Source organism: Prosthecobacter gellanilyticus, assembly GCF_007992435.1.
GTDB lineage: Bacteria > Verrucomicrobiota > Verrucomicrobiia > Verrucomicrobiales > Verrucomicrobiaceae > Prosthecobacter > Prosthecobacter gellanilyticus.
The window spans coordinates 12101-34994 of sequence record NZ_BKAG01000062.1 but is presented as its reverse complement, the minus strand read 5'-3'; the positions used below and the strand labels follow the sequence as shown (position 1 = coordinate 34994).

Genomic DNA, 22894 nt, shown 5'->3' with positions numbered 1-22894 from the left:
ATGCGGGATCACAGGTTCAAATCCTGTCCCCGCTACCAAATGAAGGCCGTGCAGAAATGCACGGCCTTCACCATTTCTGGGAGAGCTTGAAGTTGAGGGTGAATGAAACCCTTGCAGCCATGCCTCAGCCTTCCATGCTGGCAGACCTGACATGTCCGATCTCAAGCCCTACCTCGCCGAACGCTGTGCCTTCACTGACTCTCTGCTGGATCAATTGATCCCGAGTGCGGACACAGCTCCGGCGACGATTCACAAGGCCATGCGGCACAGTGTGTTCGCGGGCGGGAAGAGGCTGCGGCCCATCCTTTGCCTGGCAGCCGCGGAGGCCTGCGGTGGCACGAAGGAGGCTGCAGGACCTGCCGCCTGTGCGGTGGAGTGCCTGCACACCTACTCGCTGATTCATGATGACCTGCCGAGCATGGACAATGATGATTTCCGCCGCGGTGTGCCGACCTGCCACAAGGTGTTTGGCGATGGCATTGCGGTGCTGGCGGGAGATGCGCTTCAGGCGCTGGCTTTTGAACTGGTGGTGAAGACACCGGCGACCGCGCGCCACACGGCGGGTGATCTCGTCCGCGAGCTCGCGGTCACCGCAGGCAGCCTGCATCTCGTGGGCGGTCAGGTGGCGGATCTGGAAGGCGAAGGCAAAAAACTGCCGCTGGAAGCACTGCGCTTCATCCACGAAAACAAGACCGCCGCCCTTTTGACCACGAGCATGAAGCTCGGCGGCATGAGCGCGAACGCGACGCCGGAGCAGATGCAGGCCCTGCATGACTTCGGCATGGCCACCGGCCTCGCGTTCCAGATCATCGATGACATCCTGGATGTCACCCAGACGAGCGAAAAGCTGGGCAAGAGCGCCGGCAAAGACCTGGCCTCCGAGAAGAGCACCTATCCAGCCTTGATCGGACTCGATGCCTCCCGCGATGAGGCGCATCGCCTCACTCAGGTGGCGCATGATTCGCTGAAGGTCTTTGGAGAGAATGGCCAGAGACTTCGCGAGCTCGCGGACTATCTGCTCTCACGTGATTATTGATGAGGCCGGTCAGGGCTTGTTGGGAGCCGTCTTGACCTCTTGACCACCTTTCGACGAAGCCTTCACCGCATCTCCCGGCTTCAGCGCTTTCGGCGGATGCCGGTCGGCTTCGATCAAGGGCTCGATCTCCTTCCAGAACACGGAAGACGGCAGCGCAAAGGTGGTGACGCGATCCACTCGAGCGATGTTGATGCCGAGCACATGACCCTCGAGGTCAAAGAGCGGGCTGCCCATGTCCGACGGCGAAAGCGGCAGGTCATGCTGGATGACCTGCGCGAAGTTGTCTGTGCGGAGAGAGATGCCGCCGTTGGCAAAGTCCTCGCCATCCCAGTTCATCATGATTTTCGTGCGGCTGGCGAGTCTCACACGTGTGGACGAGGCCTTGCCATCGCGGTTGTATTTGACCTCGACGAAGTCCCCGGGCTGGAAGCTCTGGATGAGTGCGGACACATCCTTCATGCTGGTGGCGGTCTTGCCATCCAGAGCAGTCAGCACATCACCTTTGCGCAGGCCCGCGAGGGCGGCGGGGCTTTCGTCGGCCAGGCTCATGATGCGCACGCCGGGAGTCTCGGGCGGCTGGTCATCCATGCGGATGCCCATGGCGGCGCCAAAGCCCTGGATCCTGCGGGATTGCGCGCTGATCACGCCGATGCGGATCTCGCGTCCCCCCTTCACAGGGGCGGCCAGCCACTGCCCATAGGCCGTCTTCGGCGTGGTGGGTTCAAACTTCACTGGCTTCATTCCCCGGACGCTGACCGCCTGGGCGAGCACGAGATCGTGAGGAGAGAGGCGGCGGATTTCACGGATGGCCGCCGTATCGCCAGGCGCCCAGCGGATCTGATGCTTCTCCAGTTCCGGCACCTCGCTGGCCTTGGTGAGGAAGTAGCCATCCGCGCCGACCCACACGGCCGTGGCCACGAGTTTGCCCCGGGCATTTTCGATCGGGGCCACGGAGGCCCGTGCGGCGGGCAGCATGGGCTCCACGTCGGCCAGGATCTGCTTGCCGTTGGTGCGCTCCTCATTCGTCAGCTGCGGGCGTGTGTCCGCATGGCTGATGCCCAGGAGAAGAAGCAGCGTGACGACGCAGGCTCTCATCCTGCATCCTCCTTCGGTCGGGTGCCCAGCTTGATGCGCATCTCCTTCGCGTTTTCACCTCGGCGGATCTGCAGCATGACCTCGTCTCCCGCAGCACGGGCACGGACCGCATTGGAAAATTGGGGTGCGGAGTTCAGCGTCAGCGCCTCCAGGGCCTCCACAATGTCCCCGGCGAGCAAGCCTGCCTGCTGGGCGGGTGATCCCTTCAGCACTTCGAGCACCTCGATCTTGCCATTGGCATTCAAATCCACCGCCGCCCCCAGATAGCCACCGCTGCCGGTGTCCCACACGCGGATCACGAGGCTGCTCTTCATCTCTTCCCAGGACCGGAGGAAGGGAGCCATGGAGACGTGCATGTTATGATCACGCTCCTCCCAGATCTGGCTGTGAATGCCGATGACCTCGCCATTGAGATTAAAAAGCGGTCCGCCGGAATCTCCGCCCATGAGCACGCAGTCCGTTTGCAAAGCATTCGCTGTCTGGCGGATGACTTTGCCCACGCGCAGCACCACACCGCGCTCCTTGTCAAAACCACCCGGATGACCGAGCGCGAAGCACCAAGTGCCGGGCGTGGCCGAAAGCACATTCCGGTTCAGTCGCACGTGCGGCCAGGCTTTGTCCGTGTCATGCAGCTGCATGAGCGCCGCGTCCGTGGTCTTGTCGAGCCCCAGCGTGGTGGCCTTCACCACCGTGCCATCATCCAGCACCACGCGCATTTCACGGCCTGGCTTTTCGGCCACATGCGCTGCGGTGAGGATGAGACCCTCGGAATTGATGATCACGCCGCTGGCGGTGCCATCGTGCGTGCGGATGGCCACCACGGCTGGCCGGACCTTGATCAACTGGGACTGCACCTCGGTCTGCACGGAGATGAGCTCCTTCAGCGGTGGGCGGGTCGGCTCAGCCTGAGCGACGCAGGAGCCAGCCGCCAGCAGGAGGGCGGCGAGGCAAGCACCATGGGGCAGCTTTGGACTCATCGTGGAAGGGTCTACGTCTAAAACCAACGGAACTCAGACAGGAAACTCTCGACTCTTTTGGAGCATGAGCCGGGCCAGGGTCAGAGGACCCCGCCGGCGTCAGCTCACCAGCTTCTTGAAATCAAACTGACAGCAGCCCAGGTCGAGCACGCTGGCGTTGTCCGCGAGGTGCTCCGCCAGGGCGGGGGCGATGGCATACAGGCGCTGCTGGCCCTGCTTCTCCTGGGTCAGGAGACCGGCCTCACGCAGCACGCGCAGGTGCTTGGAGACATTGTACTGGCTCATGCCGGTGGCATCCGCCAGATCGTTCACGGAACGCTCGCCCGAGAGCAACAGGCGCATGAGACGCAGCCGGTTTTCTTCGGCCAGCGCCTTCATGGCAGGGAGACAGTCGATCTTGGGCACAGTCCATCATGTTATCTTAACTAGGCACAGCGTTCAAGCCGGGGGATGGGTTTTTGCTATCCGTTGGACTCTCCTGCTCGGGTTCCGGCTGGCGGACAAGTCTTGACGATTTGCTCCTCACCATCGAAAACCCGCGCCGATGTTTGCCATCCTCATCATTCTCGCCGCCATGGCCGTGGCCTATGCGAACGGGGCTAACGCCAATTTTAAAGGCGTGGCCTCGCTCTTTGGCAGCAATACCACCGGTTACTGGACGGCTCTCCGCTGGGCCGCAGTGACCACGGCGGCGGGTTGCCTGGCTTCCATTTTGCTGATGGGCACCATGATGACCGCTTTCACCGGCAAGGGCCTCGTGCCAGATTCATTGGTAGGCCATCCCGACTTCATGTTTGCCGTGGCTGCTGGTGCAGGGCTGGCGAATCTCCTGGCCACGCGCCTGGGCTTTCCGGTGTCCACCACACATATGCTCATGGGGGCGCTGCTGGGTGCGGGACTGGCAGCAGATCCTTCAGGAGTGAAGCTCGCCGCCTTGTGGGGGACCTTTGCCAAGCCGCTGCTGATCGCTCCCATCCTCGCGATCATGCTGGGAGGCATCCTCTATCGGGTATTACGCATGCTGCGCCTGGCGCCCGACCACCGCACCCGCAGTTTGGATGCGCTGCACTTTTTGAGCGCTGGCGCCGTGAGCTTTGCCCGTGGCATGAATGACACGCCCAAGATGGCCGCGCTGCTCGTGGGTGTCGGCGGTCTGGGGGTGGAGGTCTCGCTGCTGCTGGTGATGATCACGATCACCGTGGGCGGGCTTTTCGGTGCCCGCCGTGTGGCGGACACACTCGCGCACAAGATCACGGGCATGAATCCGGGGCAGGGCTTCGCGGCGAATCTTGCGACATCTTTGCTGACCACCACCGCCAGCTTTCACGGCCTGCCGGTTTCCACCACCCATGTGTCGGTTGGCGCGTTGCTGGGCATCGGCATCACTACCAAGCAGGCGCGCTGGAAAACCGTTATTCCAGTCCTCATGGCCTGGGTGATCACGCTGCCCTGTTCGGCCCTGCTCTCCGCCCTCATCTGGTGGCTGAGCAAGCTCTGGTCCCGATGAGCAGTCGCTCCATTAAGACAACGAGGAACTGAGTCGCGAATAATACTTGCTTAAATGAGCATATAAGCGCAAATGGCGCCTCTCGCCATTCAGTCACCATGAAAAACCTCTCCCGAATCATCGCCCTCTCCCTGGCGCTTGGCTCCACGGCCTTCGCCACGCCGACCGGTCTTAACAACATCCCAACCGCCGACACGATCGACCATCGCACCATTGCCGTGCAGGCCTTCAGCAGCTTCGGTCCGGGCGCGAACCAGTTCTCCGCGAATGGTCCTGATGAGCACTCCTTCTGGATGGGCTTCAAAACCGGCTGGCAGTTCGGTCCGGCGAACCTCGAGTGGGGCATGGACAGCCCGCTCTTCACGCATGAAAGCGGCCCTCTCTTCTTCCAGACGAAAGTCGGTTTCAAGCCCTGGGAAGGCGGCAAGATCGCCCTCGGCGTGGCAGGCATCGCCCTCACGGACATCAACCGCGCAGGCGATCCCTTTACCTATGCCATGCTGGCCCATGACTTCGGATTCCTGCGTGCTCACGGCGGTTATGGCGTGCAGACGAATGGCAACTCCTTCCTCTTCGGCCTCGACAAGACCTTCAAGGTCTTCGACCGCGACTTCAACATCAACGCCGACCTCGTGCAGGCTGCGGATGAGTCCTTCTGGCTGCCTTCCGTGGGCTGGAAGTATGTCCTGCACAAGCACGTCGTCCTCGAGTGGTGGACCAACTTCCCTGAGCAGGGCAAGTCCAGCCACGTGGCCAAGGTCAATTTCGTCTTCAAGTTTTGATCATCACTTCCAAATCCCCTAACCAATCATGAAACACCTTCTCATTCTCGCGGCTCTCGCCGCCTCCACCCTTCACGCTGAGATCGGCCTGATCTCCGTGGCGGATGCCAAGAAACTTATCGAAAATCCGGACGCCTCGCAGCGTCCCATCGTTCTCGACACACGCGGCGGCTACAAAGACTACTTCCGCGGCCATCTGCCGACCGCGCATCACATCAACTTTGACACCCTCCGCGGCACTGATGCTGCCGTGCCGGTGCAGTACCTGCCAGATGATCTGACGAAGGCTCTGCTCGTCCGCGCCGGTGTGGACAAGGACCGCCTGCATCTCGTCTATGCCACCGGTGAGAAGCTCCCGAATGACGAGGTGCTCAGCACCAGCATGGTCGTGTACGTGCTGGAAAAGTTCGGCGTACAGAACATCAAGGTTGTCGATGGCGGCATCGCTGAATGGAAGAAGCAGGGCTTCGAACCTGGCCGCGACTACTTCGGCAATCCTCCCGGCCATCTGCCTGAGAAGGACAACAAAGGCGTCTCCGCCAACGTCAAAGATGTGCAAGCTCATGTCGGCAAGGCTGGCAATGTGCTCGTCGATGCCCGTCCGCTGAATGAGTTCATCGGCGATGACGATGTCTGGCTGCGCAAAGGCCACATCCCAGGTGCCGTCAGCTTCCACTGGGCGCGCCTCATGGAGACGGACAACACGCACAAGTTCAAGCCTTTTGCGGAAGTGAAGGCCGAGCTCGAAAAAGCCGGCATTACCGCAGATAAAAACATCATCTGCTACTGCGGCACCTCCCGTGAAGGCAGCCTGCTGCTCTTCTACCTGAAGCACGTCGCCGGTTATCCGAACGTCCGCCTGTATGAAGGCGCTTGGAAGGAATACGTCTGGCTCGAGGGCAAGTCCCTCCCCGCCGAGACCGGCGGCGCCGCCGCTGGCAAGTAAGCCATCCTCACTCTCCCACCTCAAATGGCATCGTTGCTCCCGGCGACGATGCCATTTTTGTTAGAGGTGGTGCAAGCTCCCAGCTGGCCCATGTCTGTGCATCACGTCAGCAGGCACTCATTCGCCCTGCCTTCCTCGTGATCGGTCAGGTTTTGAATCGTGGTCTCGGCGATGGTGGTCACGGCTTGTTCAGTGAAAAAGGCCTGATGACCGGTGACGAGCACGTTCGGGAAGCTGATGAGCCGCGCGAGGACGTCGTCATTCATCGGATGATCGGAGAGGTCGCGGAAGAATTTGCCTTCCTCCTCCTCATAAACATCCAGCCCGACTCCGGCGATAGCACCACGCTCGATGGCCGCAATCAAGGCTTCGGTATCCACCAAGCCTCCTCGGCTGGTATTGAGCAAAAAGGCTCTGGGCTTCATCAGCGCCAGAGTCTGGTCATTGATCAGATGATGCGTCTCTTTCGTGAGTGGCGTGTGCAGGCTGACGATGTCCGAGCCTGCAAGAAGCTCATCCAGCGGCACATACTTCATGCCCAGAGCCAGGCAGTCTGGATTCTGGATCTTGTCATGTCCCAGCAATGTGCAGCCGAACCCGCGCATGATGCTGGCAAAGGCCGCGCCGATCCTGCCCGTGCCCACCACACCGACACGACTGCCATGAATGTCTCGGCCCAAAAGACCCGCGAGACGGAAGTTAAACTCACGAGTGCGATTAAAAGCGCGATGCACATGACGGTTCAAAGTCATCAATAGCGCCACCGCATGCTCGGCCACCGAGTAGGGTGAATACGAGGTCACACGCATGGCAGCGATACCGTGGCGCTTCGCCGCCGCGAGGTCGATGTTGTTGTAGCCAGTGGAGCGCTGCACGATCAAGCGCACACCTGCGGCGGCCAGCCGTTCCATGACCTGGGCATCCGCACGATCATTGACGAAGAGGCACACGGCATCATAACCCTGCGCCATGGCGGCCGTGGTCACATCGAGCTGGGCCTGAGTATAAACCAGTTGGTGACGGCCTTGATTGGCCGCATCGAGGAAGGTCCGGTCATAGGAGTGGGAGTCGAAGACGAGCGTTTTCATAGAGCAAGAAACAGATGGAATACGCCCGTGCCCCGCTGATCGCTCCGCGAGTCTTGTGAATCAACACGCCATGAACGGTAGAGCTGCGAGAAGCTTTAGTTGGAAGAAGCCTTCGACTGGAGGTGCTTCACCTCGCCGAGCGCCATGTTGGCAAAGAGCACCTCGCCATCACGCGGGTCGATGCCGATGCCAGCAATGCCGACTTCCTGCGCGATGGTCTCGTCACTCCATTGCGCCTTGCCGGTATCTTCCAGCGCGATGACACGTCCAAAAGCATAGTCAGCGAAGATGTATTTCTCTTTGAACTGCGGGAACTTGTCTCCGCGATAGACGACACCACCGGTCACAGACAGGCCTGTGCTGCGCGGATACTCAAAGATGGGGTCGATGGGCTTGAAGCCGGTCGTGGGTTCCTTGTCGGCCGTCGGGCCTTGGATGAAGGGATGCAGAGCCTCACGATGCGGCCAGCCGTAGTCGCCACCTTTGGTGATGAGGTCGACTTCCTCATACATGTTCTGCCCTACCTCGCCGCAGAACAGACGGTCATTCTTTGGGTCGAACCAGATGCGCCAGGGATTGCGCAGGCCGGTGGCCCAGGTCTCGGTGCGTACAGTCTTGGGATCGATTTTCTCACCATGATGCGAGTCGCTGCCGATGAAGGGATTGTCCTTTGGCACGGCATAAAAAGCGGAGCCATCGGCCGCGAGGCTGATGGCGGGGTGCGGGTTCGGCGCGAGATTACCAGCCTTCTTGTCCACATCGATGCGGAAGATGGCGCCGTGGAAACCTTTGTTGATGAAGCGGGCGTTGTCGAACTTGTCGTTACCCGCGCCGCCGTCGCCTGCGGTGATGTAGAGATAGCCATCGGGGCCGAAGGCCAGGTCGCCGCCGTTGTGATTGCTGGCCTCATCCTTCTGTGTGATGAGCGTCTGCTCCGTGCCGTTGTCCACGCTGTTGGGATCGTTTGGAGAGACATTGAAGCGGGACACGCGCTGGTGCAGCACTCCACCGATTTTGAGACTGTAGTAAACGAACACCCGGCCGCTCTGGGCATGGTCCGGTGGGAAGGCCAGACCGAGCACACCGCACTCACCTTCGGTCACCAGTGTGGCTTTCGGAATCTGCGTGAGGTCGAGAAAGAGTTTCTTCTCCAGCTTTCCAGTGTCCAGACCTGTGACGACCTGCACACGACCGGTTTTCTCCACGATGAAGAGGCGCTTATTATCGTCAGGAGCACTGACGATACCGAGAGGCTGCTCGAACTTGATGCCAGGGAAGGCATTGACCAGTTCGTAGTCCACCGGCACGAAGACAATGGGTGGCTTTTCGTCCTTCTTCGCCGGGGCAGGCGCGGCAGGGTTTTGGGCCAGCAAAGGTGAAAGTCCGGTGATCAATGCCAGGCAGGGCAGGTGAAGGAAAAGAGACGCGGCAAGGACAGGTTTCATCTGAGGAAAGAAGCTGGGTGCTGGATGGAAGAGACTCGAATCAACTCGTCGAGAGACATATTACGTCTCTGACGGAGAGGAATCGGTGTGAATGGAAGATCTGCGTGCAGCAGGCTTTGAGAAGGCGACGCTCAATGAGTTCATTGATATGCGTTAAATGGCATATAATGGCGAGTGTCTGCCGGAGCAAGCAGAGGTCGTCTCAAAGGGAGCTTACTTCAGGGAGCGGTGCACCTGCTCCAGCGCCAGCACGGTATAGGCGGTCACCAGGACCGGGCTGCTTTCCATCCAGCGGCCGGAGGCAGTGTTCGCCCAGGAGCCATCCGCGCCCTGCAGGCTGATCAGCTTTTTGCCGAGCGCGTCCTTCCAGTCCACGTCACCTGATTTGGTCTTCAGGGTGCCAATCTGGGCCGTGGCCAGGGCCTTCGCCATGGTGTGGTAGTAGTAATAGAGACCTTCGGCACCCATGCCGGGGTTTTCATCCACGGTGTAGTTCTGGCCCAGCCACTCCAGCGCTGCCTTCACGCGCGGATCCTCAGGTGTGAGGCCGGCATAGATGAAGCTCAGCATGCCTGCATAGCTGATGCTGCCATACTGGCGCATGGGCGTGGGGCCTTCCTTCTTCTGACCTCTCTCAGCCTGCGGCACGGGAGTATAACCAAAAGCACCGATGTTCTTTTTGTCCTCGCCGGCCCAGGACTGGTCATTGGAGCCGGGACGGTTCTGGCAGCGGGAGATGAACTGGATGGCAGCATCCCAGTTCAGATCGTCCTTCTTGTCGATCGGCTTGCCGCTGTCTGAGAACATCTGCTTCGAGTAGTACAAGGCTTCGAGAGCGAAGGTGGTGTTGGAGAGGTCGGCATGAGCCGGTGCCCCGGGCTTGGACTCGCCGCCATAGCCAATGCCGCCGTCGAAGGGATTGTCTGTCTTGCCGGGAGTATCGACGTCGTTCTGCTGGTGCGACACAAAGGCATGCGCGGCGCGGATGATCTGCTCATCCTCCGGCCGGGCGCGCAGCACGATGGCCATGAGGCCGATGGAGGTGTTGTAGTTCGCGCGGGCCTTGGAGTAGATGCCGCCGTCAGGCTTCACCTGGCTCATGAGGAAGTCGTAACCGCGCTTGGTCGCGTCATTCTCCTTGGCGCGATCCTGCGAGGGATTTTGCTTCAGCGCCGAGATCACCAGCGCGCTGAGTGCGGGATCATCTGGTGTGACCCAGTAGCCCTTTTGATCTTGCTGAGCCTGGAGGTAGTCGAGCCCGCGCGTGATGGCCTTTTCAACGTCCTGCTTCAGGGCAGCGTCTGCCGCGTGACAGGTGAGAGAGCCGACAAAGAGACTGGCCGAGGCCAGGACGAGGAGTTTGCAAAACGGCTGGTGGATCATGGCGCGGAAGTGTTTCTGCGGAGTGGCGCTCCGCAACCTCTCTACGCGCCAATCCAAGCTCCGGGACGTTTTCTGTCCACTTTTACTTTTGGCTAGGCCGCTCAGATCAGCCCGGCATCCCGCAGACCGGGAAACTGGGCCCGCCAGCCGGAGATGACCTCATGCTCGATCTGGGTGGTGATGGCGTGCTCGCGCTCGCCTGCATCCGCGATGATCACGCCATGCGGATCCACCACAAGGCTGCGCCCATTGTAACTGAACTGGGGATCCGCGCCGGTGCGGTTCACGCCGACAACATAGGCCTGGTTCTCGATGGCGCGGGCCTGCAGCAGCGTGATCCAGTGCTGGAAGCGCTTCACCGGCCATGCCGCCATGTAGACCAGCACTTCCGCGCCCATTTTCACCGCATCGCGGGCCAGTTCGGGAAAACGCAGGTCATAGCACACCAGCGGGGAGATTTTGAAACCGCCGTATTCAAACAGCACCGGCGTGCCGCCACGCACATGCACATCCGCCTCTCCGCCTAACGAAAAGGGTCGCATCTTCGTGTAGCGTGCCAGCACGTGTCCGTCCGGTGACACGGCCAGCGCTTGATTGCGGGCCTTGCCATCATTGCCGCGTGTCACCACACCGCCGAGCACGCAGCTTTGATGTTCCGCAGCCAGGGATTTTAGAAAGACTTCAGTTTCGCCACCCTCACACTCGGCGGTGAGATCCACCGCGCAGGAGAAGCCCGTGCCGAACATTTCCGGCAGCACGATGAGGGATCCTGCGGCAGGCCGCGATGCGCCGAGCTGCGCGCGCACCTTGCCAAAGTTCGCGGCCTTGTCTTCCCAGACGGAGTCGAGCTGCAGCGCGTGGATGTTCAGGATCATGCCGCATCATGTGCGGAGAAAAGGGGTTTCGCCAGCAAATCACACTCGCTTTGCCTGGAGGTGTCTTTTAGCTTTCAAACATGGCCCAATACTCTGTTCAGCCCGGTGATAATCCCACGAAGATCGCGAAGAAGTTTGGCATGACGCTCGCGCAGTTTCAAAAGGCGAATCCCGATCTTGTGGAGTGGGGCACGGGAAATTTCAAAGTGCTCTTCCCTGGTCAGATCGTGAATGTCAATGGAGTGGTCACAGGTGCGCCGCCCGAGACCGCTGCCGCTGCTCCCACCAGCTTTGCCGCGCCACCTCCCTGGATGCAGATCGCCATCATGGAGCAGGGCGTGCAGGAGTGGTCGAACGGGGACAACCCGCGCATCCTGGAATACCTCCGCAGCTGCGGCATCAGCGGCAATTTGCTGCACGATGAGACCGCATGGTGCGCAGCTTTTGTGAACTGGTGCATCAAGCGCTCCGGTTACACGCCGCAGGGCAGCGCCATGGTTTCGAACTGGTGGGGTTGGGGGCGCCCTGTAGCTGCCACCTATGGTGCCATCTGCATCATGCAGCCCCTGGACCAGGATCAGGCTAGCAGCGGCCACATGGGCTTTCTGCATGCCATGGATGCCACGAACGTCTGGCTCCTGAGCGGTAATTCGAAGAACCAGGTCCGCATCGCTCCCTACCCCAAGAGCAAACTCATCCACAACGCGCCCTATCGCTGGCCGTTTTAAAGTGGACGGGTTTGCAACCCGTCGTGTTCCTTGAACAGGCAACGCTCCGCGAAACACCTGCGGTTTCGTTGCTCCCCCATCATCCCCTAGACTAGAAGCGGCTCGAGTAGGTGCATTTCGGAAAATGCGCAGTCCGGTCATAATATTGTTATGGAAATTATGACGGATGTGTTAAGTTTTGGGGTATGTGCTTTCGCCAGCCGCCTCAGCAAGCTCTCTCCTGCCGCTTTTCGCAGGTGCTTGCCCTGTGTCTGCTGATGGTCACAAGCAGTCAGGCCGTGGTGCTCTATGACACGGACAATGCGCTGGCCAACACCACGGCTCCCACGGGGATCTACCAGGACAGCGGCTGGGCCTATGAGGGGAAGTTCGGGTCATTTCTGGGCACGATGATCGGTGACCAGTATTTCATTACAGCCCGGCATGTCGGCCCCCAGGGAAGCTCCTTTGTCAGCACCGCCGATTTTAATGGGGTGGCAGACATCAACTACACCATCGACTCCTCCGCCAATGGCGGCGCCGGCTTCTGGGACATCGCGGGCACCGACCTGCGTGTCTTCAAGATCAACGAGACCTTTTCCACCTGGGCACCCCTCTATACGGGTAACCTTGAGCTCGGCAGCACCCTGGTCACCTTTGGCCGGGGTGGGCCGCGCGGCGCGGAAGTGGTGACAGATGACCCCGGCCCCCCTGTGGCCGATGTGCTTCACGGCTGGCGCACCACGGGTGCAGATGGCGTGGCCCGCTGGGGAGCCAATGTGGTTTCTGGCATCGTCTCCAGCAATGTGGGCAGTTTGCTCTCGGCGGAGTTTAATGCCGCCTCAGGCATCAATGAAGCCACGCTGTCTCCCGGCGACTCCGGTGGCGGCGTCTTCATCCAAGTCGCCGGGCAGTGGTACCTGGCGGGCGTGAACTATGCCGTGGACGGTTTGTTCGACACGAACAACACGATCGATGCTCTTGAGTTCGAGGCTGCGCTCTTTGACATGGGCGGCTTCTATGTTGGCAATGACACCGACGGCTGGAACTTCGTCAACAACACGATCGTGGACGTTCCGAGCCACATGTATGCCTCGCGCATCTCCACGAACTCCGCAGCCATTCTCGCCGTGATGAACCCGGTGCCCGAGCCCGGAAGCTGCGCGCTGGTGATGCTCGCAGGTTTCATGGCACTGCGCCGCAGGCGCTCTCTAAAGTCGTCTCTCGTTGCCTAACGAATAAGGCGGAAGGGAGTCGTCATTTCGCCTTCAACTCCGCAAAGATCAGCCTCCCGGCTGAAGTCGGCAGTGCGCTGGAGATGACCACATCCACGGTCTGGCCGACCAATCCCACAGCCTGGTTCACCACGATCATGGTGCCGTCCGCGAGGTAGCCGACCGCCTGATGCCTGTCCTTGCCAGGCTTCAGCAGATTCAGCGCGAGTTCGTCACCAGGGTTCAATTGCGGCTGAAGGGCAATGACGAGGTCATTGAAGCTCAGCGCGGTGATGCCACGGAGGCGGGCCACCTTGGCCAGGTCCTCGTCATTGGTCAGGAGGCGGGCATTGAGCTGGCGGGCCAGGTGGGCGAGGCGCGCATCCACGGAGAGGTCCTCGCGCTTCTGCCAGGCCTCGGGCTCGAAGATGGAGAGACGCACGCCGGTCATGCCACGAAGCTTTTCCATCACCTCCAGGCCGCGTTTGCCGCGGATGACCTTTTGACTATCACCGGACTCGGTGAGGCGCTGGAGCTCATCCAAAACGAAGCGCGGGACGACCAGCGGGCCGCTAAGGAAGCCGGTGTCTGCCACTTTTAAAATGCGGCCGTCGATGATGATGTTTGTGTCGAGCAGCAGCGGCTCGCCCTCGGCTCCATCACGACGAAACCGCACATAGGGGATGATGAAGGCAAACTGGTCGCGGTCGCTGCGAAGCCCGAAAGTCACCCCGAAGAAGGCGAATGACACATAGATGAGAAATTCGGTGACATTGCGGATGTCCTCCAGGTTCTCCATCCTCTGGAAGACGCCGAGCTGGAAGATGCCGATGCGGGTCACCAGCCAGGCGCAGAACAGGCCAATTCCGAGGCCAAAGGTGGCATGGGAGAAGTTCCGCAGGCTGAACCGGGCAAAAAGCATATCCAGCAGGACCAGCAGGGCCATCGCCGTGCCTCCGATGACTGCGCCGAACCACCAGGGCTGGTCGATTCCCAGGGAGACGAAGATGCCAATGACCATGAACAGCGCTGCAAAGAGCGCTCTCACCAGTAGGATGGACCATGCGGAATTCATGAGGGAGATTTGCGGGCGTAAGTTAGCCACGAGGAGCGGTTTTGACCAGACGCAAATCGCCCCGGGACACCGCGCAGGTTGTCATTTCCCCGGAAATGGATACAATCCTTCCCCTCCATGCCCCGAGTTTACATCAAGACCTACGGCTGCCAGATGAACGAGCGAGACACCGAGCAGGTGTCCCAGATGTTTGTCGACCGCGGCTACACCATGACGTCCACCGACGAGGACGCTGACGTGGTGCTGATCAACACCTGCTCTGTGCGCGACCAGGCGGAGCAAAAAGCCGTGGGCAAAATGGGCATGGTGCGCCGCCGCCGCATCCCTCTGGTGACGGGCTTCATGGGCTGCATGGCGCAAAGCCGTGGCTCCGAGCTGGTGGACAAGGTGAAGGTGGATCTCGTGGTCGGCACGCAGAAGTACCACCGCGTGGTGGAGTATGTGGATGAGATCATCCGCGCCAAGGAGCAGCGCCAGATGGATGAGGAGCGCTTTTCCATCGTGGATATCGATGAGGAGGAAGCCAGCCAGAACACCATCCGTGATCACACGCTGAAGGAGAGGCAAGGCGCGGCCTTTGTGAGCATCATGCAGGGTTGCAACATGAAGTGCACCTTCTGCATCGTGCCCTATACACGCGGTGGCGAGCGCGGTCGTCCGATCGCAGACATCGTGGAAGAGGTGCGCCGTCTCGCGGATCAAGGTGTGAAGGAAGTCACTCTTCTCGGCCAGATCGTGAACCTGTATGGCCGTCACGAATTCCCTGCGGTGAACGGCAAGAGCCCTTTCGTACAGTTGCTCGAGGCTGTGCATGAGATTCCCGGCATCCAGCGCATCCGCTTCACCAGCCCGCATCCCATCGGTTACAAAAAGGATCTCATCGAGGCCTTCACCTATCTGCCAAAGCTCGCGGAGCATGTGCATCTGCCCGTGCAGAGCGGCAGTGATGAGATCCTGAAGAAAATGCATCGCCCGTATTCATCGGCGAAGTTCATGGATCTCGTGGAGCGCATCCGTGCAGCACGTCCAGGCATTGCTGTGACCACGGACGTCATCGTCGGCTTCCCCGGCGAGACCGAGAAGCACTACCTCGAGACGTGGGATATGTTTGACCGCATCAAGTTCGACAACGCCTACGTTTTTCGTTATTCCAAGCGCCGTGGCACACCCGCCGCCGAGATGCCGGACGAGATCCAGGTCAGCGAGCAAGAGAAAGAGCGCCGCAACCAGGACCTCCTAGCGCTGGTGAATGCGCACGCCTATCCGCGCTATGAAGAGCTCATTGGCCAGCGAGTCGAGATCCTCTGCGAGGGCCCGAGCAAGACCAATGAAGCCCGCCTCACGGGCCGCACGCGCACGAACCGCATCGTCGTCTTCGAAGGCAACCCAGATCGCCACATCGGCGAGATCTTTGACGTGAACATCACCCACTGGGCAAACTTTACGCTGTTTGGAGATCCGGTGCTGACTTGAGCCTTGGCGTCATTCGCCCAAAGTATCTTTGCGGATGCTGAGTGCCTTCTCGATGAGCTTTTGCACGATCTCCGGATGCTGCGCTGACACATCCTTGGTTTCGCCGAGATCCGTTTGAAGATCGAAGAGCTGTGTCGTCGGAGTCACATGCAGCTTCCAGCGGCCTTCGCGCATGGACTCGAGGCGGCGTTGATTGAGGCCGTAGAGTGAGAAGAGCGTGGTGCGGCGGGATTTTGCTTTCGGGTCCAGGAAGAGATCAAGCTGGTCAAGCCCGTCGAGGTTTGTGGGCGCCGAAGTATCCACAAGATGCGCAAACGTGGGCAGCAGATCCAGGGTGCTGAGCATCTCATCGCAGACTCGGGTGGCTGGAACCTTGCCAGGATACCAGGCGATGCAGGGCACACGCAGACCACCTTCATACACGGTGTGCTTGCTGCCGCTCAGAGGCGCGGCACTGCCAGGTGTCTTGCGCTCGGGGCCATTGTCGCTGGTGAAGATGACGAGCGTTTTCTCGGCGAGATTCAAAGAGCGCAGCTTGTCCAAGATTTGCCCAGTGCTGTCATCGATCTCTTCCACGGCATCACCATAAAGACCACGCTCGGATTTGCCTTTGAACTTCGGCGAGGCGTCGAAGGGAATGTGCGGCATCGCGTGACCGAGATAGAGGAAGAAGGGATGCTCGTGATGCTGCTCGATGAACTTCAGCGCCTCGGCAGTGTAGAGTCCGGTCATCTCGGCAGGCACAGCAGGTCGTTTCTCTACCACATCACCACGCAGCACAGGCATGCCACCTTCCTTTTCAAAAACCACGGTCTCGAATTTGTCGAGGTTATGCAGCACGCCGTAGTAGCTGTCGAAGCCTTGATCCATCGGCCGCATGCCCTTCACGAAACCGAGATGCCATTTGCCGATGCAGCCCGTGGCATGACCTGCTTTCTTGAAGACCTCGGCGAGTGTCGTCTCGCTGTTCGCGAGTCCTGTTTGTGCATCGGGTCTCAGCACACCTGTGGCGAGTCCAACGCGACCTGGATACTTGCCGGTCATCAAAGCTGCACGTGAGGGAGTGCACAGTGCTGAGGTCACCGAGAAGTCCGTGAAGCGTGTGCCCTCCGCGGCCATGCGGTCCAGATGCGGTGTGCGGATGTCCTTCGCGCCATAACAGCCGAGATCACCGTAGCCGAGGTCATCGCAGTTGATGAGGATCACATTCACCGGCGCGGCATGGGCATGAAAGGTGGCGAAAAGGAGAATCAGAAGTCTCAGCATAGGATTCATGGTGCGGTGACGTTGCTCTCTTCCCGTTTCTTCGGCAATCTGTGCCAAAATAACGGCTCGAAATTCGAAATGAACCTCAAAGCGCTCGCCCAGCACCTCGGCATCTCAGCCAGCACGGTCTCGCGTGTGCTCGCAGGTCGTGGAGATGAGTTTCGCATCGCGAAGGCAACGCAGAAGCGTATCCTGGATGAAGCTGCGGCAATGAGCGCGCGGCCAGACGAGCTGGCCCGAAGCCTGCGCCTGCAGAGTTCGCGCACATTGGGGTTGCTGATTCCTGATATCTCCAATCCCTTCTTTGCTTCTCTGGCGCGTGCCGTGGAGCGCCGCGCACGCGCCCAGGGTTACACCGTGCTGCTGGCAGATTCGCAGGAATCCGTGGAGGTGGAGGCGGAGTGCGTGCGCATGCTTGTGGATCGTCGCATTGACGGCCTCATCCTCGCCCCGGTCGGTGGCGAATCCGCGCATTTGGAAGTGCTCACGACCTCGAAACTGCCGCTCACTCAGGTGGACCGTGTGTTTGCTTCGTTGCAGGCAGCGAGCGTGGTCTCAGACAACTTCTCCGGTGCTCGTGATGCGGTGCGGTATCTGGTGAAGCTTGGGCACCGGCGCATCGCCTGCCTTCAGGGCAAGGAAGACAGCTCGGTCATCGCCGAGCGAGTGCGCGGTTATCGTGCGGGACTCACCGAGGCGGGGATTCGTTTTCGGAGTGATCTCCTCGCCGGTGGCGAGCACTCGCAGGCCATCGCTCGAGATCACACCCAGCGACTTCTTTGTGCGCAGCCACGTCCCACGGCCATTCTCGCCTTGAGCAATCTGCTCGCCCTCGGCGCCCTCGAAGCAGTGCGTGAGGCACAGCTCACCATTCCTGCGGACCTTTCCCTGATCGCCTTTGATGAGCAGCCCTGGGCTTCGCTCCTCTCACCCTCACTCACCACCATTGCCCAACCCGTGGAAGACATGGGAACGGCGGCGGTGGACAGCCTGCTGGCGCAGATCAAACCAGCTGCGCGAAAGTCCAAGACCGCTCCCATCGTGCTTCCGGTCCGCCTCATTCAGCGCGGGTCCGTGGCCGCCTGGAAGAAAGATTGACCGAAAGAACATCCTTTGCACAATCGTTTGCGCAAACCTGCCACTTCAACCATGAAGCCACTCTTCACTCTCCTCCTCGCCACTCTTGCCCTGGTTTCGTGCAAGCCTGCAGCTGAATCTTCCGCGACCTCAGGCAAGCCCAAGGTCGCCCTCGTGATGAAGTCCCTGGCGAATGAATTTTTCCAGACCATGGCCGAAGGCGCGAAGAAGCATCAGGCAGCTTACGTGGCGGATTACGAACTCGTGGTGAACGGCATCAAGAACGAGACCGATCTCGCCGAGCAGGTCGGTTTGGTCGAACAAATGGTATCGCAAGGTGTGCAGGCCATTGTCATCGCTCCAGCGGACTCCAAGGCTCTCGTCACCGTGCTGAAGCGCGCGAAAGAAGCGGGTGTGCTGGTGGTGAATATCGATAACAAACTAGATGCCGACACACTGAAGCAGGCGGGACTGTCCGTCCCGTTTGTGGGTCCAGACAACCGCGCCGGAGCCAAGGCCGTGGGTGAGGTGCTTGCCAAAAAGCTGCAGTCAGGTGATGAAGTGGCCATCATCGAAGGCGTGACAACGGCCTTCAACGGCCAGCAGCGTCGCGCCGGTTTTGAAGACGCCATGAGTGCCGCCGGCATGAAGATCGTGAGCACGCAAAGCGGCCAGTGGGAGATGGAAAAGGCCAACACTGTCGCAAGTGGCATCCTGGCCGCGAATCCAAATGTGAAGGCTCTCCTCTGTGCCAATGACAACATGGCCCTCGGCGCCGCTGCCGCAGTGCAGTCCGCTGGCAAGTCAGGACAGATCCAGATCGTCGGCTTCGACAACATCGCGGCCCTCAAGCCTCTCCTCGCCGAAGGCCGTGTCCTCGCCACCGCCGACCAGCATGGTGACCAACTTGCCGTCTTCGGCATCGAAGCTGCGCTGAAGGTGATCAAGGAGAAGACGACACCAGCCGATCTACAGACGCCGGTGGATGTGGTAACGAAGTGATCTTTGACCCATGCAGAAAGCCTTCCAACGAATCTCCAAAGGGTATCGCGAGCGCCCGGGGACTAGTGTGTTGTATGGCTTTTTGATCAGTATTGTTGTGGCCTTTGCCCTCGCGGTGATGGGACCCTTCCTACCTGATTCAACTCCGGGCGAGTCGACTGATACCGAGAGCATCTTGGGCATTGGGTTTACGGTTTGTGTCTTCGTACTTTCTGGCTTGTGGGGTTGCTGGTTTGCCGCAGAAAAGTGACTTTTTTATCCTCTCATGCGCCGCTTCGCCGATTTTCTTATCCTCCTCGCCGTCCTCGCAGCGATGATCGTTCTGTTTGGCGTGCTGCGGGAGAGCTTCTTCGGCATCGGCACACTCGGCTCCGTGGCGAACCGCATCCCGGCGCTCGCGCTGGTGGCCACAGGCATGACGCTAGTGATGATCACGGGAGGCATTGATCTATCCGTGGGTTCGCTGCTCGGTTTCTGCGGTGCCGCCGTGGGTGTGATGATGGCAGACTGGCAGTGGGGGCTGGCGCTTGCTTTGCTGGCCAGCATCGCGCTGGGATCTTTGATCGGCGGCACAACGGGCGCGGTGAGTGTGAAACTAAGGCTGCCTTCATTCATCGTATCGCTGGGCATGCTCGAGATTGCCCGAGGCCTAGCCTTTCTCACGACCAACTCCCAAACGAAATACATTGGTGTCAGCATCGAGTCCCTCGGAGCCCCTTTCTCCGGTCTCGTCATCTCGCCCGCCTTTGTGATCAGTGTGATCATCGTGATCCTCGGACAGGTGGTGCTCTCGCACATGGCCGTGGGCAGGCATTGGATTGCGATTGGCGCCAATCGCGAGGCCGCGCTCATCTCCGGCGTGCAGGTGGATCGTCCGCGCATTCTAGCGCATGCTTTGTTAGGGGCACTGACCGGGCTTGCCGCCGTCTTCAACTGCTCTCGTCTCGGCAGCGCAGATCCGAATGCGGGCGTAGGTTTCGAACTCAGCGCCATCGCCGCCGTGGTGGTCGGTGGCACCAGCCTCATGGGCGGCCGTGGCAGCGTCGTGAAAAGCTTCATGGGCGTGCTCATCATTGCCACCCTTGAGGCCGGCCTTGTCCAGATCGGCGCCAGCGAGCCGATGAAGCGAGTTGTGACAGGTGCCGTGATCGTCGCTGCAGTGCTGGCGGACACCTGGAGGAGGAAATGAACATGATCATGAAACCGGCGATTTTGAGTTTCGCGCTGGCGTCCTGGAGTGCGCCGGTCCTCCGGCGCTTTCGAGCGTCTCCTGGCTTGCGCAAAGATCCAGAGGACTGGAGCACTCCAGAACGCTGCCGCGCCTTCCCTATGCCCTACCATATGATGCGCTTATTCCTGCTTTGCCTCTTCGCCCTTAGCTCTCCGCTCCTGGCCGAGAAGCCCAGGATCATCTTTGACACGGACATCACGGGTGATGTGGATGACGTGCTCGCACTGACCATGTGCCACAGTCTCGCGGATCGTGGGGCTTGTGAGTTCCTAGGGGTCACCATCTCGAAGGACAATCCGCTCACGGCGAGTTTTGTGGATGCGCAGAACACGGTTTATGGCAGGCCGGATCTGCCCATCGGGGTCACACGTGATCCGAAATCGCAGAAGCGCCCCAGCAGCTATCTGAAGCTGGCGGATTCGCCGGACTATCCGCATGACTTGAATCGCAATGAGGATGCGCGTGAGGCGGTGGAGCTGCTTCGCGAGCTCTTGGAAAAGCAGCCTGATCACAGCGTGACCATCATCAGCGTCGGCATTGCCTCCAACATGGCGAACCTGCTCAAGTCTCCAGGCGGTGTGGATCTGGTGAAGAAAAAAGTAAAACTGCTCTCCATCATGGCAGGGGCCTTTGCCTTCTGCAGCGGCACGAACTACCACCTCGAGGCGAATGTGACCAATGGCATCGGTTTCATGCAGACCGTGGCTAATGAGTGGCCGGAGGAAGTGCCCATCATCTGGAGCGGTTATGAGATCGGCGAGGCGCTGCCCTATCCGCGCCAGAGCATCGCGCGTGACTTTGGCTACCTGCCGCACCACATCGTCCGCGAATCTTATCTGCTGCACAGCGGCCCCAATCATGACCGGCCGTGCTGGGACGAGAGCAGCGTGCTCTACGCCGTGTATCCAGAGCGCGGCTTCTTCGGCCTCTCGCAACCAGGACGCGTGAAGGTGCTCGATGACGGCTTCACGCGCTTCACGCCCGCCAGAGGCGGCAAGGGCAGCCAGCGTGATCGATTCCTCACTATGACCTCCGTGCAGCAAAGCCGTGCCCTGGAGGCGATCGTCCAGCTCACCATCCAACCTCCTCAACCATGAAATCCCTCCTTCCTCTCATCCTCTGCGCGCTCGGCGGCTTGTCCCAGGCGGCACCCGTGAAGCTCATCTTCGACACCGACATGGGTAATGATGTCGATGACCTGATGGCGCTGGCCATGATTCACAATCTGCAGAAGCGCGGTGCCTGCGAGCTGCTCGCGGTAACGGTCACCAAGGATCATCCGCAAGCAGCGGCCTTTGTCGATGCCGTGAACACACTCTATGGTTATCCCGACACACCCATCGGTGTGGTGCGTGATGGCGCTGCGAAAGAAGCCGGCAAGTTCAACCTGCTGGCCGATGAGAAGAACGCGGACGGCTCCTTCCGCTATCCGCATGATCTGAAAAGCGGTACGGATGCTCCTGAGGCAGTCGGCCTGATCAAGAAGATCCTTTCCGAACAACCCGATAGCAGCGTGGTCATCGCGCAGGTGGGTTTCTTCACGAACCTGGCGCGCCTGCTGGATGATCCCGAAGGCAAGGCGCTGGTGGCAAAGAAGGTGAAGGAACTCAGCATCATGGCGGGTGCCTTTCAGACGGTGAACCACAACACACGCCACCTTGAGTATAACGTAAAGCTCGACATCCCTGCCGCTCAGAAGCTGGCGAAGCAGTGGCCCACGCCCATCGTGTGGAGCGGTTATGAAATCGGTGTGGCCGCAGCCTTCCCGCATGTCGTGATTGAAAAGGATCTGGGCTACCTCACGCATCATCCGCTGAAGGAGGCCTACTATCTCTACAATCCACCTCCGCATGACCGCCCCACCTGGGATCCCACGGCCGTGCTGTATGCCATCCAGCCAGATCGTGGCTACTTCGAGCTCTCACCTCCCGGCAATGTCGTCGTCGAGGATGACTCAGCCACCCTCTTCCGCCCTTCCAAGGATGGCAAAGGCAAGCATCGCTTTCTCATCATGAGCCCCGAGCAAACCGCCCGCGTTCGCGAGGCCGTGGTGCAGCTCAGTGTGGAACCTCCGCCTGCGAAGAAGTGAGCGGTTTAGACCAGCGAATCTGAAAACTCGTGAAACGCCTTCACTTCCTCCTCAGTGGCCACACCGGCAACGATGTGACCTGCAAGGCTGCGGATAATGAACGCTTGCTCCGGTGCTTGGGAAAGCTCTTGGGACAAGACAGCTGCCACATCACGGATGATGGCAGCAAAGGTGTTGCCGTTGTAAAAACAGAAAGGGGCCAGTCGATGACATTGGCGGCAAAGATCCGCCGCTTCAGCCAGAGTCATTTCACCGGCATGTCGCGATTCCCAAAGTGCCCTGGTCCTGTCATGGCCGTCAGAGGTCGGTTTGTGCAGAGCATTCTTTTGCATGCACAAGACGGCATTCTGCCCGGTCACAAAGGCCCAGGAATACTTGGCGAGCCATGGACGCTTCGCGGGCATGACTTACTCCTTGGACTTACCTTGAGCCGTTTTTTTGATCTTCTGAAGTTCGTCTACTCCGGTGCTTTTGAGATGTCCCTTACCCGTCTTGGCATACACGGGATCCGCAGCAAAGCGGTCTTGGATCGCCAGGGCATCACGCATGACGCGCTGAAACACCGGATCAGCCAGGAGTTTGGGATCAATGGTCGTGTTCATGCCCCAATATTACTCCCCTGAGCT

The 22894-nt window shown here is 59.9% G+C and carries 24 protein-coding genes; 13 read left to right on the top strand and 11 right to left on the bottom strand.

Annotated features, from left to right (window positions below):
- Positions 1–151: 151 nt before the first annotated feature.
- Positions 152–1036, top strand: coding sequence for a polyprenyl synthetase family protein (locus tag BGE01nite_RS25895; protein ID WP_146855305.1), 885 nt, complete (start codon positions 152–154; stop codon positions 1034–1036).
- Between the two features lie 9 nt (positions 1037–1045).
- On the opposite strand, the gene BGE01nite_RS25890 is transcribed toward BGE01nite_RS25895, so the two are convergent.
- The 3 genes from BGE01nite_RS25890 to BGE01nite_RS25880 form a co-directional block, all read right to left on the bottom strand.
- On the bottom strand, positions 1046–2131 hold the full coding sequence (locus BGE01nite_RS25890) for a PDZ domain-containing protein (protein ID WP_146855303.1): 1086 nt from the start codon (positions 2129–2131) through the stop codon (positions 1046–1048).
- Complete coding sequence (locus BGE01nite_RS25885) at positions 2128–3108, bottom strand: S1C family serine protease (RefSeq protein ID WP_146855301.1); 981 nt, start codon at positions 3106–3108, stop codon at positions 2128–2130. The genes BGE01nite_RS25890 and BGE01nite_RS25885 overlap by 4 nt, the downstream gene beginning before the upstream one ends.
- A 99-nt stretch (positions 3109–3207) precedes the next feature.
- A complete protein-coding gene (locus tag BGE01nite_RS25880; protein WP_146855299.1) occupies positions 3208–3513 on the bottom strand; it encodes an ArsR/SmtB family transcription factor in 306 nt (101 codons plus the stop codon).
- 139 nt (positions 3514–3652) lie between these two features.
- Between BGE01nite_RS25880 and BGE01nite_RS25875 the strand changes: the two genes are divergently transcribed.
- The 3 genes from BGE01nite_RS25875 (at position 3653) to BGE01nite_RS25865 (ending at position 6343) form a co-directional block, all read left to right on the top strand.
- Positions 3653–4615 (top strand): inorganic phosphate transporter, encoded by a 963-nt coding sequence (locus BGE01nite_RS25875; protein ID WP_146855297.1) that lies wholly within the window; start codon positions 3653–3655, stop codon positions 4613–4615.
- 98 nt (positions 4616–4713) lie between these two features.
- The gene (locus BGE01nite_RS25870) at positions 4714–5397 is read left to right on the top strand and encodes a hypothetical protein (RefSeq protein ID WP_146855295.1); all 684 of its coding nucleotides are present in this window, start codon (positions 4714–4716) and stop codon (positions 5395–5397) included.
- 28 nt (positions 5398–5425) lie between these two features.
- Positions 5426–6343 carry a sulfurtransferase gene (locus BGE01nite_RS25865; protein WP_146855294.1) on the top strand — a complete coding sequence of 306 codons (918 nt, stop codon included), beginning with the start codon at positions 5426–5428 and terminating at the stop codon, positions 6341–6343.
- Between the two features lie 101 nt (positions 6344–6444).
- On the opposite strand, the gene BGE01nite_RS25860 is transcribed toward BGE01nite_RS25865, so the two are convergent.
- From BGE01nite_RS25860 to BGE01nite_RS25845, 4 genes are all read right to left on the bottom strand, one after another.
- Positions 6445–7431 carry a 2-hydroxyacid dehydrogenase gene (locus BGE01nite_RS25860; protein WP_146855293.1) on the bottom strand — a complete coding sequence of 329 codons (987 nt, stop codon included), beginning with the start codon at positions 7429–7431 and terminating at the stop codon, positions 6445–6447.
- Between the two features lie 95 nt (positions 7432–7526).
- Positions 7527–8876 (bottom strand): PQQ-dependent sugar dehydrogenase, encoded by a 1350-nt coding sequence (locus BGE01nite_RS25855; RefSeq protein ID WP_146855292.1) that lies wholly within the window; start codon positions 8874–8876, stop codon positions 7527–7529.
- A gap of 213 nt (positions 8877–9089) precedes the next feature.
- Entirely contained in the window at positions 9090–10259 is a 1170-nt protein-coding gene (locus tag BGE01nite_RS25850; RefSeq protein ID WP_146855291.1) for a prenyltransferase/squalene oxidase repeat-containing protein, read from the bottom strand.
- Positions 10260–10360: 101 nt separating this feature from the next.
- Positions 10361–11134, bottom strand: coding sequence for a nitrilase-related carbon-nitrogen hydrolase (locus tag BGE01nite_RS25845; protein WP_146855290.1), 774 nt, complete (start codon positions 11132–11134; stop codon positions 10361–10363).
- An 80-nt stretch (positions 11135–11214) separates the two neighbouring features.
- Between BGE01nite_RS25845 and BGE01nite_RS25840 the strand changes: the two genes are divergently transcribed.
- On the top strand, positions 11215–11862 hold the full coding sequence (locus tag BGE01nite_RS25840) for a C40 family peptidase (RefSeq protein WP_146855289.1): 648 nt from the start codon (positions 11215–11217) through the stop codon (positions 11860–11862).
- Between the two features lie 185 nt (positions 11863–12047).
- On the top strand, positions 12048–13076 hold the full coding sequence (locus BGE01nite_RS25835) for a PEP-CTERM sorting domain-containing protein (protein WP_146855288.1): 1029 nt from the start codon (positions 12048–12050) through the stop codon (positions 13074–13076).
- A 22-nt stretch (positions 13077–13098) separates the two neighbouring features.
- On the opposite strand, the gene BGE01nite_RS25830 is transcribed toward BGE01nite_RS25835, so the two are convergent.
- Positions 13099–14130, bottom strand: a complete 1032-nt coding sequence (locus tag BGE01nite_RS25830) for a PIN/TRAM domain-containing protein (protein WP_146855287.1) — start codon at positions 14128–14130, stop codon at positions 13099–13101.
- 117 nt (positions 14131–14247) lie between these two features.
- On the opposite strand from BGE01nite_RS25830, the gene miaB reads away from it, so the two are divergent.
- Positions 14248–15603, top strand: coding sequence for a tRNA (N6-isopentenyl adenosine(37)-C2)-methylthiotransferase MiaB (miaB, locus tag BGE01nite_RS25825; protein WP_146855286.1), 1356 nt, complete (start codon positions 14248–14250; stop codon positions 15601–15603).
- 9 nt (positions 15604–15612) lie between these two features.
- Here the strand turns inward: miaB and BGE01nite_RS25820 are convergent, their stop codons facing one another.
- The gene (locus tag BGE01nite_RS25820; protein WP_170267071.1) at positions 15613–16869 is read right to left on the bottom strand and encodes a sulfatase family protein; all 1257 of its coding nucleotides are present in this window, start codon (positions 16867–16869) and stop codon (positions 15613–15615) included.
- A gap of 78 nt (positions 16870–16947) precedes the next feature.
- Between BGE01nite_RS25820 and BGE01nite_RS25815 the strand changes: the two genes are divergently transcribed.
- The 6 genes from BGE01nite_RS25815 (at position 16948) to BGE01nite_RS25790 (ending at position 22268) form a co-directional block, all read left to right on the top strand.
- Entirely contained in the window at positions 16948–17967 is a 1020-nt protein-coding gene (locus tag BGE01nite_RS25815; RefSeq protein ID WP_170267070.1) for a LacI family DNA-binding transcriptional regulator, read from the top strand.
- A 51-nt stretch (positions 17968–18018) separates the two neighbouring features.
- Entirely contained in the window at positions 18019–18948 is a 930-nt protein-coding gene (locus BGE01nite_RS25810; RefSeq protein ID WP_146855280.1) for a sugar ABC transporter substrate-binding protein, read from the top strand.
- Positions 18949–18958: 10 nt separating this feature from the next.
- Entirely contained in the window at positions 18959–19198 is a 240-nt protein-coding gene (locus tag BGE01nite_RS25805; RefSeq protein WP_146855278.1) for a hypothetical protein, read from the top strand.
- A gap of 15 nt (positions 19199–19213) precedes the next feature.
- Entirely contained in the window at positions 19214–20137 is a 924-nt protein-coding gene (locus tag BGE01nite_RS25800) for an ABC transporter permease (protein WP_146855276.1), read from the top strand.
- 152 nt (positions 20138–20289) lie between these two features.
- The gene (locus tag BGE01nite_RS25795; RefSeq protein WP_174770063.1) at positions 20290–21276 is read left to right on the top strand and encodes a nucleoside hydrolase; all 987 of its coding nucleotides are present in this window, start codon (positions 20290–20292) and stop codon (positions 21274–21276) included.
- Positions 21273–22268: a nucleoside hydrolase gene (locus BGE01nite_RS25790; RefSeq protein ID WP_146855272.1), complete on the top strand. Its 996-nt coding sequence runs from the start codon at positions 21273–21275 to the stop codon at positions 22266–22268. The genes BGE01nite_RS25795 and BGE01nite_RS25790 overlap by 4 nt, the downstream gene beginning before the upstream one ends.
- Positions 22269–22273: 5 nt before the next feature.
- Here BGE01nite_RS25790 and BGE01nite_RS25785 read toward each other — a convergent pair whose 3' ends face one another.
- Entirely contained in the window at positions 22274–22672 is a 399-nt protein-coding gene (locus BGE01nite_RS25785; protein WP_146855270.1) for a hypothetical protein, read from the bottom strand.
- Positions 22673–22675: 3 nt separating this feature from the next.
- A complete protein-coding gene (locus BGE01nite_RS25780) occupies positions 22676–22870 on the bottom strand; it encodes a hypothetical protein (RefSeq protein ID WP_146855268.1) in 195 nt (64 codons plus the stop codon).
- Positions 22871–22894: the final 24 nt, after the last annotated feature.

What these genes read in the sequence shown, in the direction of transcription:
- BGE01nite_RS25895 (WP_146855305.1), top strand. Translation starts at nt 152, where the DNA reads ATGTCCGATCTCAAGCCCTACCTCGCCGAACGCTGTGCCTTCACTGAC.
- BGE01nite_RS25890 (WP_146855303.1), bottom strand. Translation starts at nt 2,131, where the DNA reads ATGAGAGCCTGCGTCGTCACGCTGCTTCTTCTCCTGGGCATCAGCCAT.
- BGE01nite_RS25885 (WP_146855301.1), bottom strand. Translation starts at nt 3,108, where the DNA reads ATGAGTCCAAAGCTGCCCCATGGTGCTTGCCTCGCCGCCCTCCTGCTG.
- BGE01nite_RS25875 (WP_146855297.1), top strand. Translation starts at nt 3,653, where the DNA reads ATGTTTGCCATCCTCATCATTCTCGCCGCCATGGCCGTGGCCTATGCG.
- BGE01nite_RS25870 (WP_146855295.1), top strand. Translation starts at nt 4,714, where the DNA reads ATGAAAAACCTCTCCCGAATCATCGCCCTCTCCCTGGCGCTTGGCTCC.
- BGE01nite_RS25865 (WP_146855294.1), top strand. Translation starts at nt 5,426, where the DNA reads ATGAAACACCTTCTCATTCTCGCGGCTCTCGCCGCCTCCACCCTTCAC.
- BGE01nite_RS25860 (WP_146855293.1), bottom strand. Translation starts at nt 7,431, where the DNA reads ATGAAAACGCTCGTCTTCGACTCCCACTCCTATGACCGGACCTTCCTC.
- BGE01nite_RS25855 (WP_146855292.1), bottom strand. Translation starts at nt 8,876, where the DNA reads ATGAAACCTGTCCTTGCCGCGTCTCTTTTCCTTCACCTGCCCTGCCTG.
- BGE01nite_RS25850 (WP_146855291.1), bottom strand. Translation starts at nt 10,259, where the DNA reads ATGATCCACCAGCCGTTTTGCAAACTCCTCGTCCTGGCCTCGGCCAGT.
- BGE01nite_RS25845 (WP_146855290.1), bottom strand. Translation starts at nt 11,134, where the DNA reads ATGATCCTGAACATCCACGCGCTGCAGCTCGACTCCGTCTGGGAAGAC.
- BGE01nite_RS25840 (WP_146855289.1), top strand. Translation starts at nt 11,215, where the DNA reads ATGGCCCAATACTCTGTTCAGCCCGGTGATAATCCCACGAAGATCGCG.
- BGE01nite_RS25835 (WP_146855288.1), top strand. Translation starts at nt 12,048, where the DNA reads ATGTGCTTTCGCCAGCCGCCTCAGCAAGCTCTCTCCTGCCGCTTTTCG.
- BGE01nite_RS25830 (WP_146855287.1), bottom strand. Translation starts at nt 14,130, where the DNA reads ATGAATTCCGCATGGTCCATCCTACTGGTGAGAGCGCTCTTTGCAGCG.
- miaB (WP_146855286.1), top strand. Translation starts at nt 14,248, where the DNA reads ATGCCCCGAGTTTACATCAAGACCTACGGCTGCCAGATGAACGAGCGA.
- BGE01nite_RS25820 (WP_170267071.1), bottom strand. Translation starts at nt 16,869, where the DNA reads ATGCTGAGACTTCTGATTCTCCTTTTCGCCACCTTTCATGCCCATGCC.
- BGE01nite_RS25815 (WP_170267070.1), top strand. Translation starts at nt 16,948, where the DNA reads ATGAACCTCAAAGCGCTCGCCCAGCACCTCGGCATCTCAGCCAGCACG.
- BGE01nite_RS25810 (WP_146855280.1), top strand. Translation starts at nt 18,019, where the DNA reads ATGAAGCCACTCTTCACTCTCCTCCTCGCCACTCTTGCCCTGGTTTCG.
- BGE01nite_RS25805 (WP_146855278.1), top strand. Translation starts at nt 18,959, where the DNA reads ATGCAGAAAGCCTTCCAACGAATCTCCAAAGGGTATCGCGAGCGCCCG.
- BGE01nite_RS25800 (WP_146855276.1), top strand. Translation starts at nt 19,214, where the DNA reads ATGCGCCGCTTCGCCGATTTTCTTATCCTCCTCGCCGTCCTCGCAGCG.
- BGE01nite_RS25795 (WP_174770063.1), top strand. Translation starts at nt 20,290, where the DNA reads ATGATGCGCTTATTCCTGCTTTGCCTCTTCGCCCTTAGCTCTCCGCTC.
- BGE01nite_RS25790 (WP_146855272.1), top strand. Translation starts at nt 21,273, where the DNA reads ATGAAATCCCTCCTTCCTCTCATCCTCTGCGCGCTCGGCGGCTTGTCC.
- BGE01nite_RS25785 (WP_146855270.1), bottom strand. Translation starts at nt 22,672, where the DNA reads ATGCCCGCGAAGCGTCCATGGCTCGCCAAGTATTCCTGGGCCTTTGTG.
- BGE01nite_RS25780 (WP_146855268.1), bottom strand. Translation starts at nt 22,870, where the DNA reads ATGAACACGACCATTGATCCCAAACTCCTGGCTGATCCGGTGTTTCAG.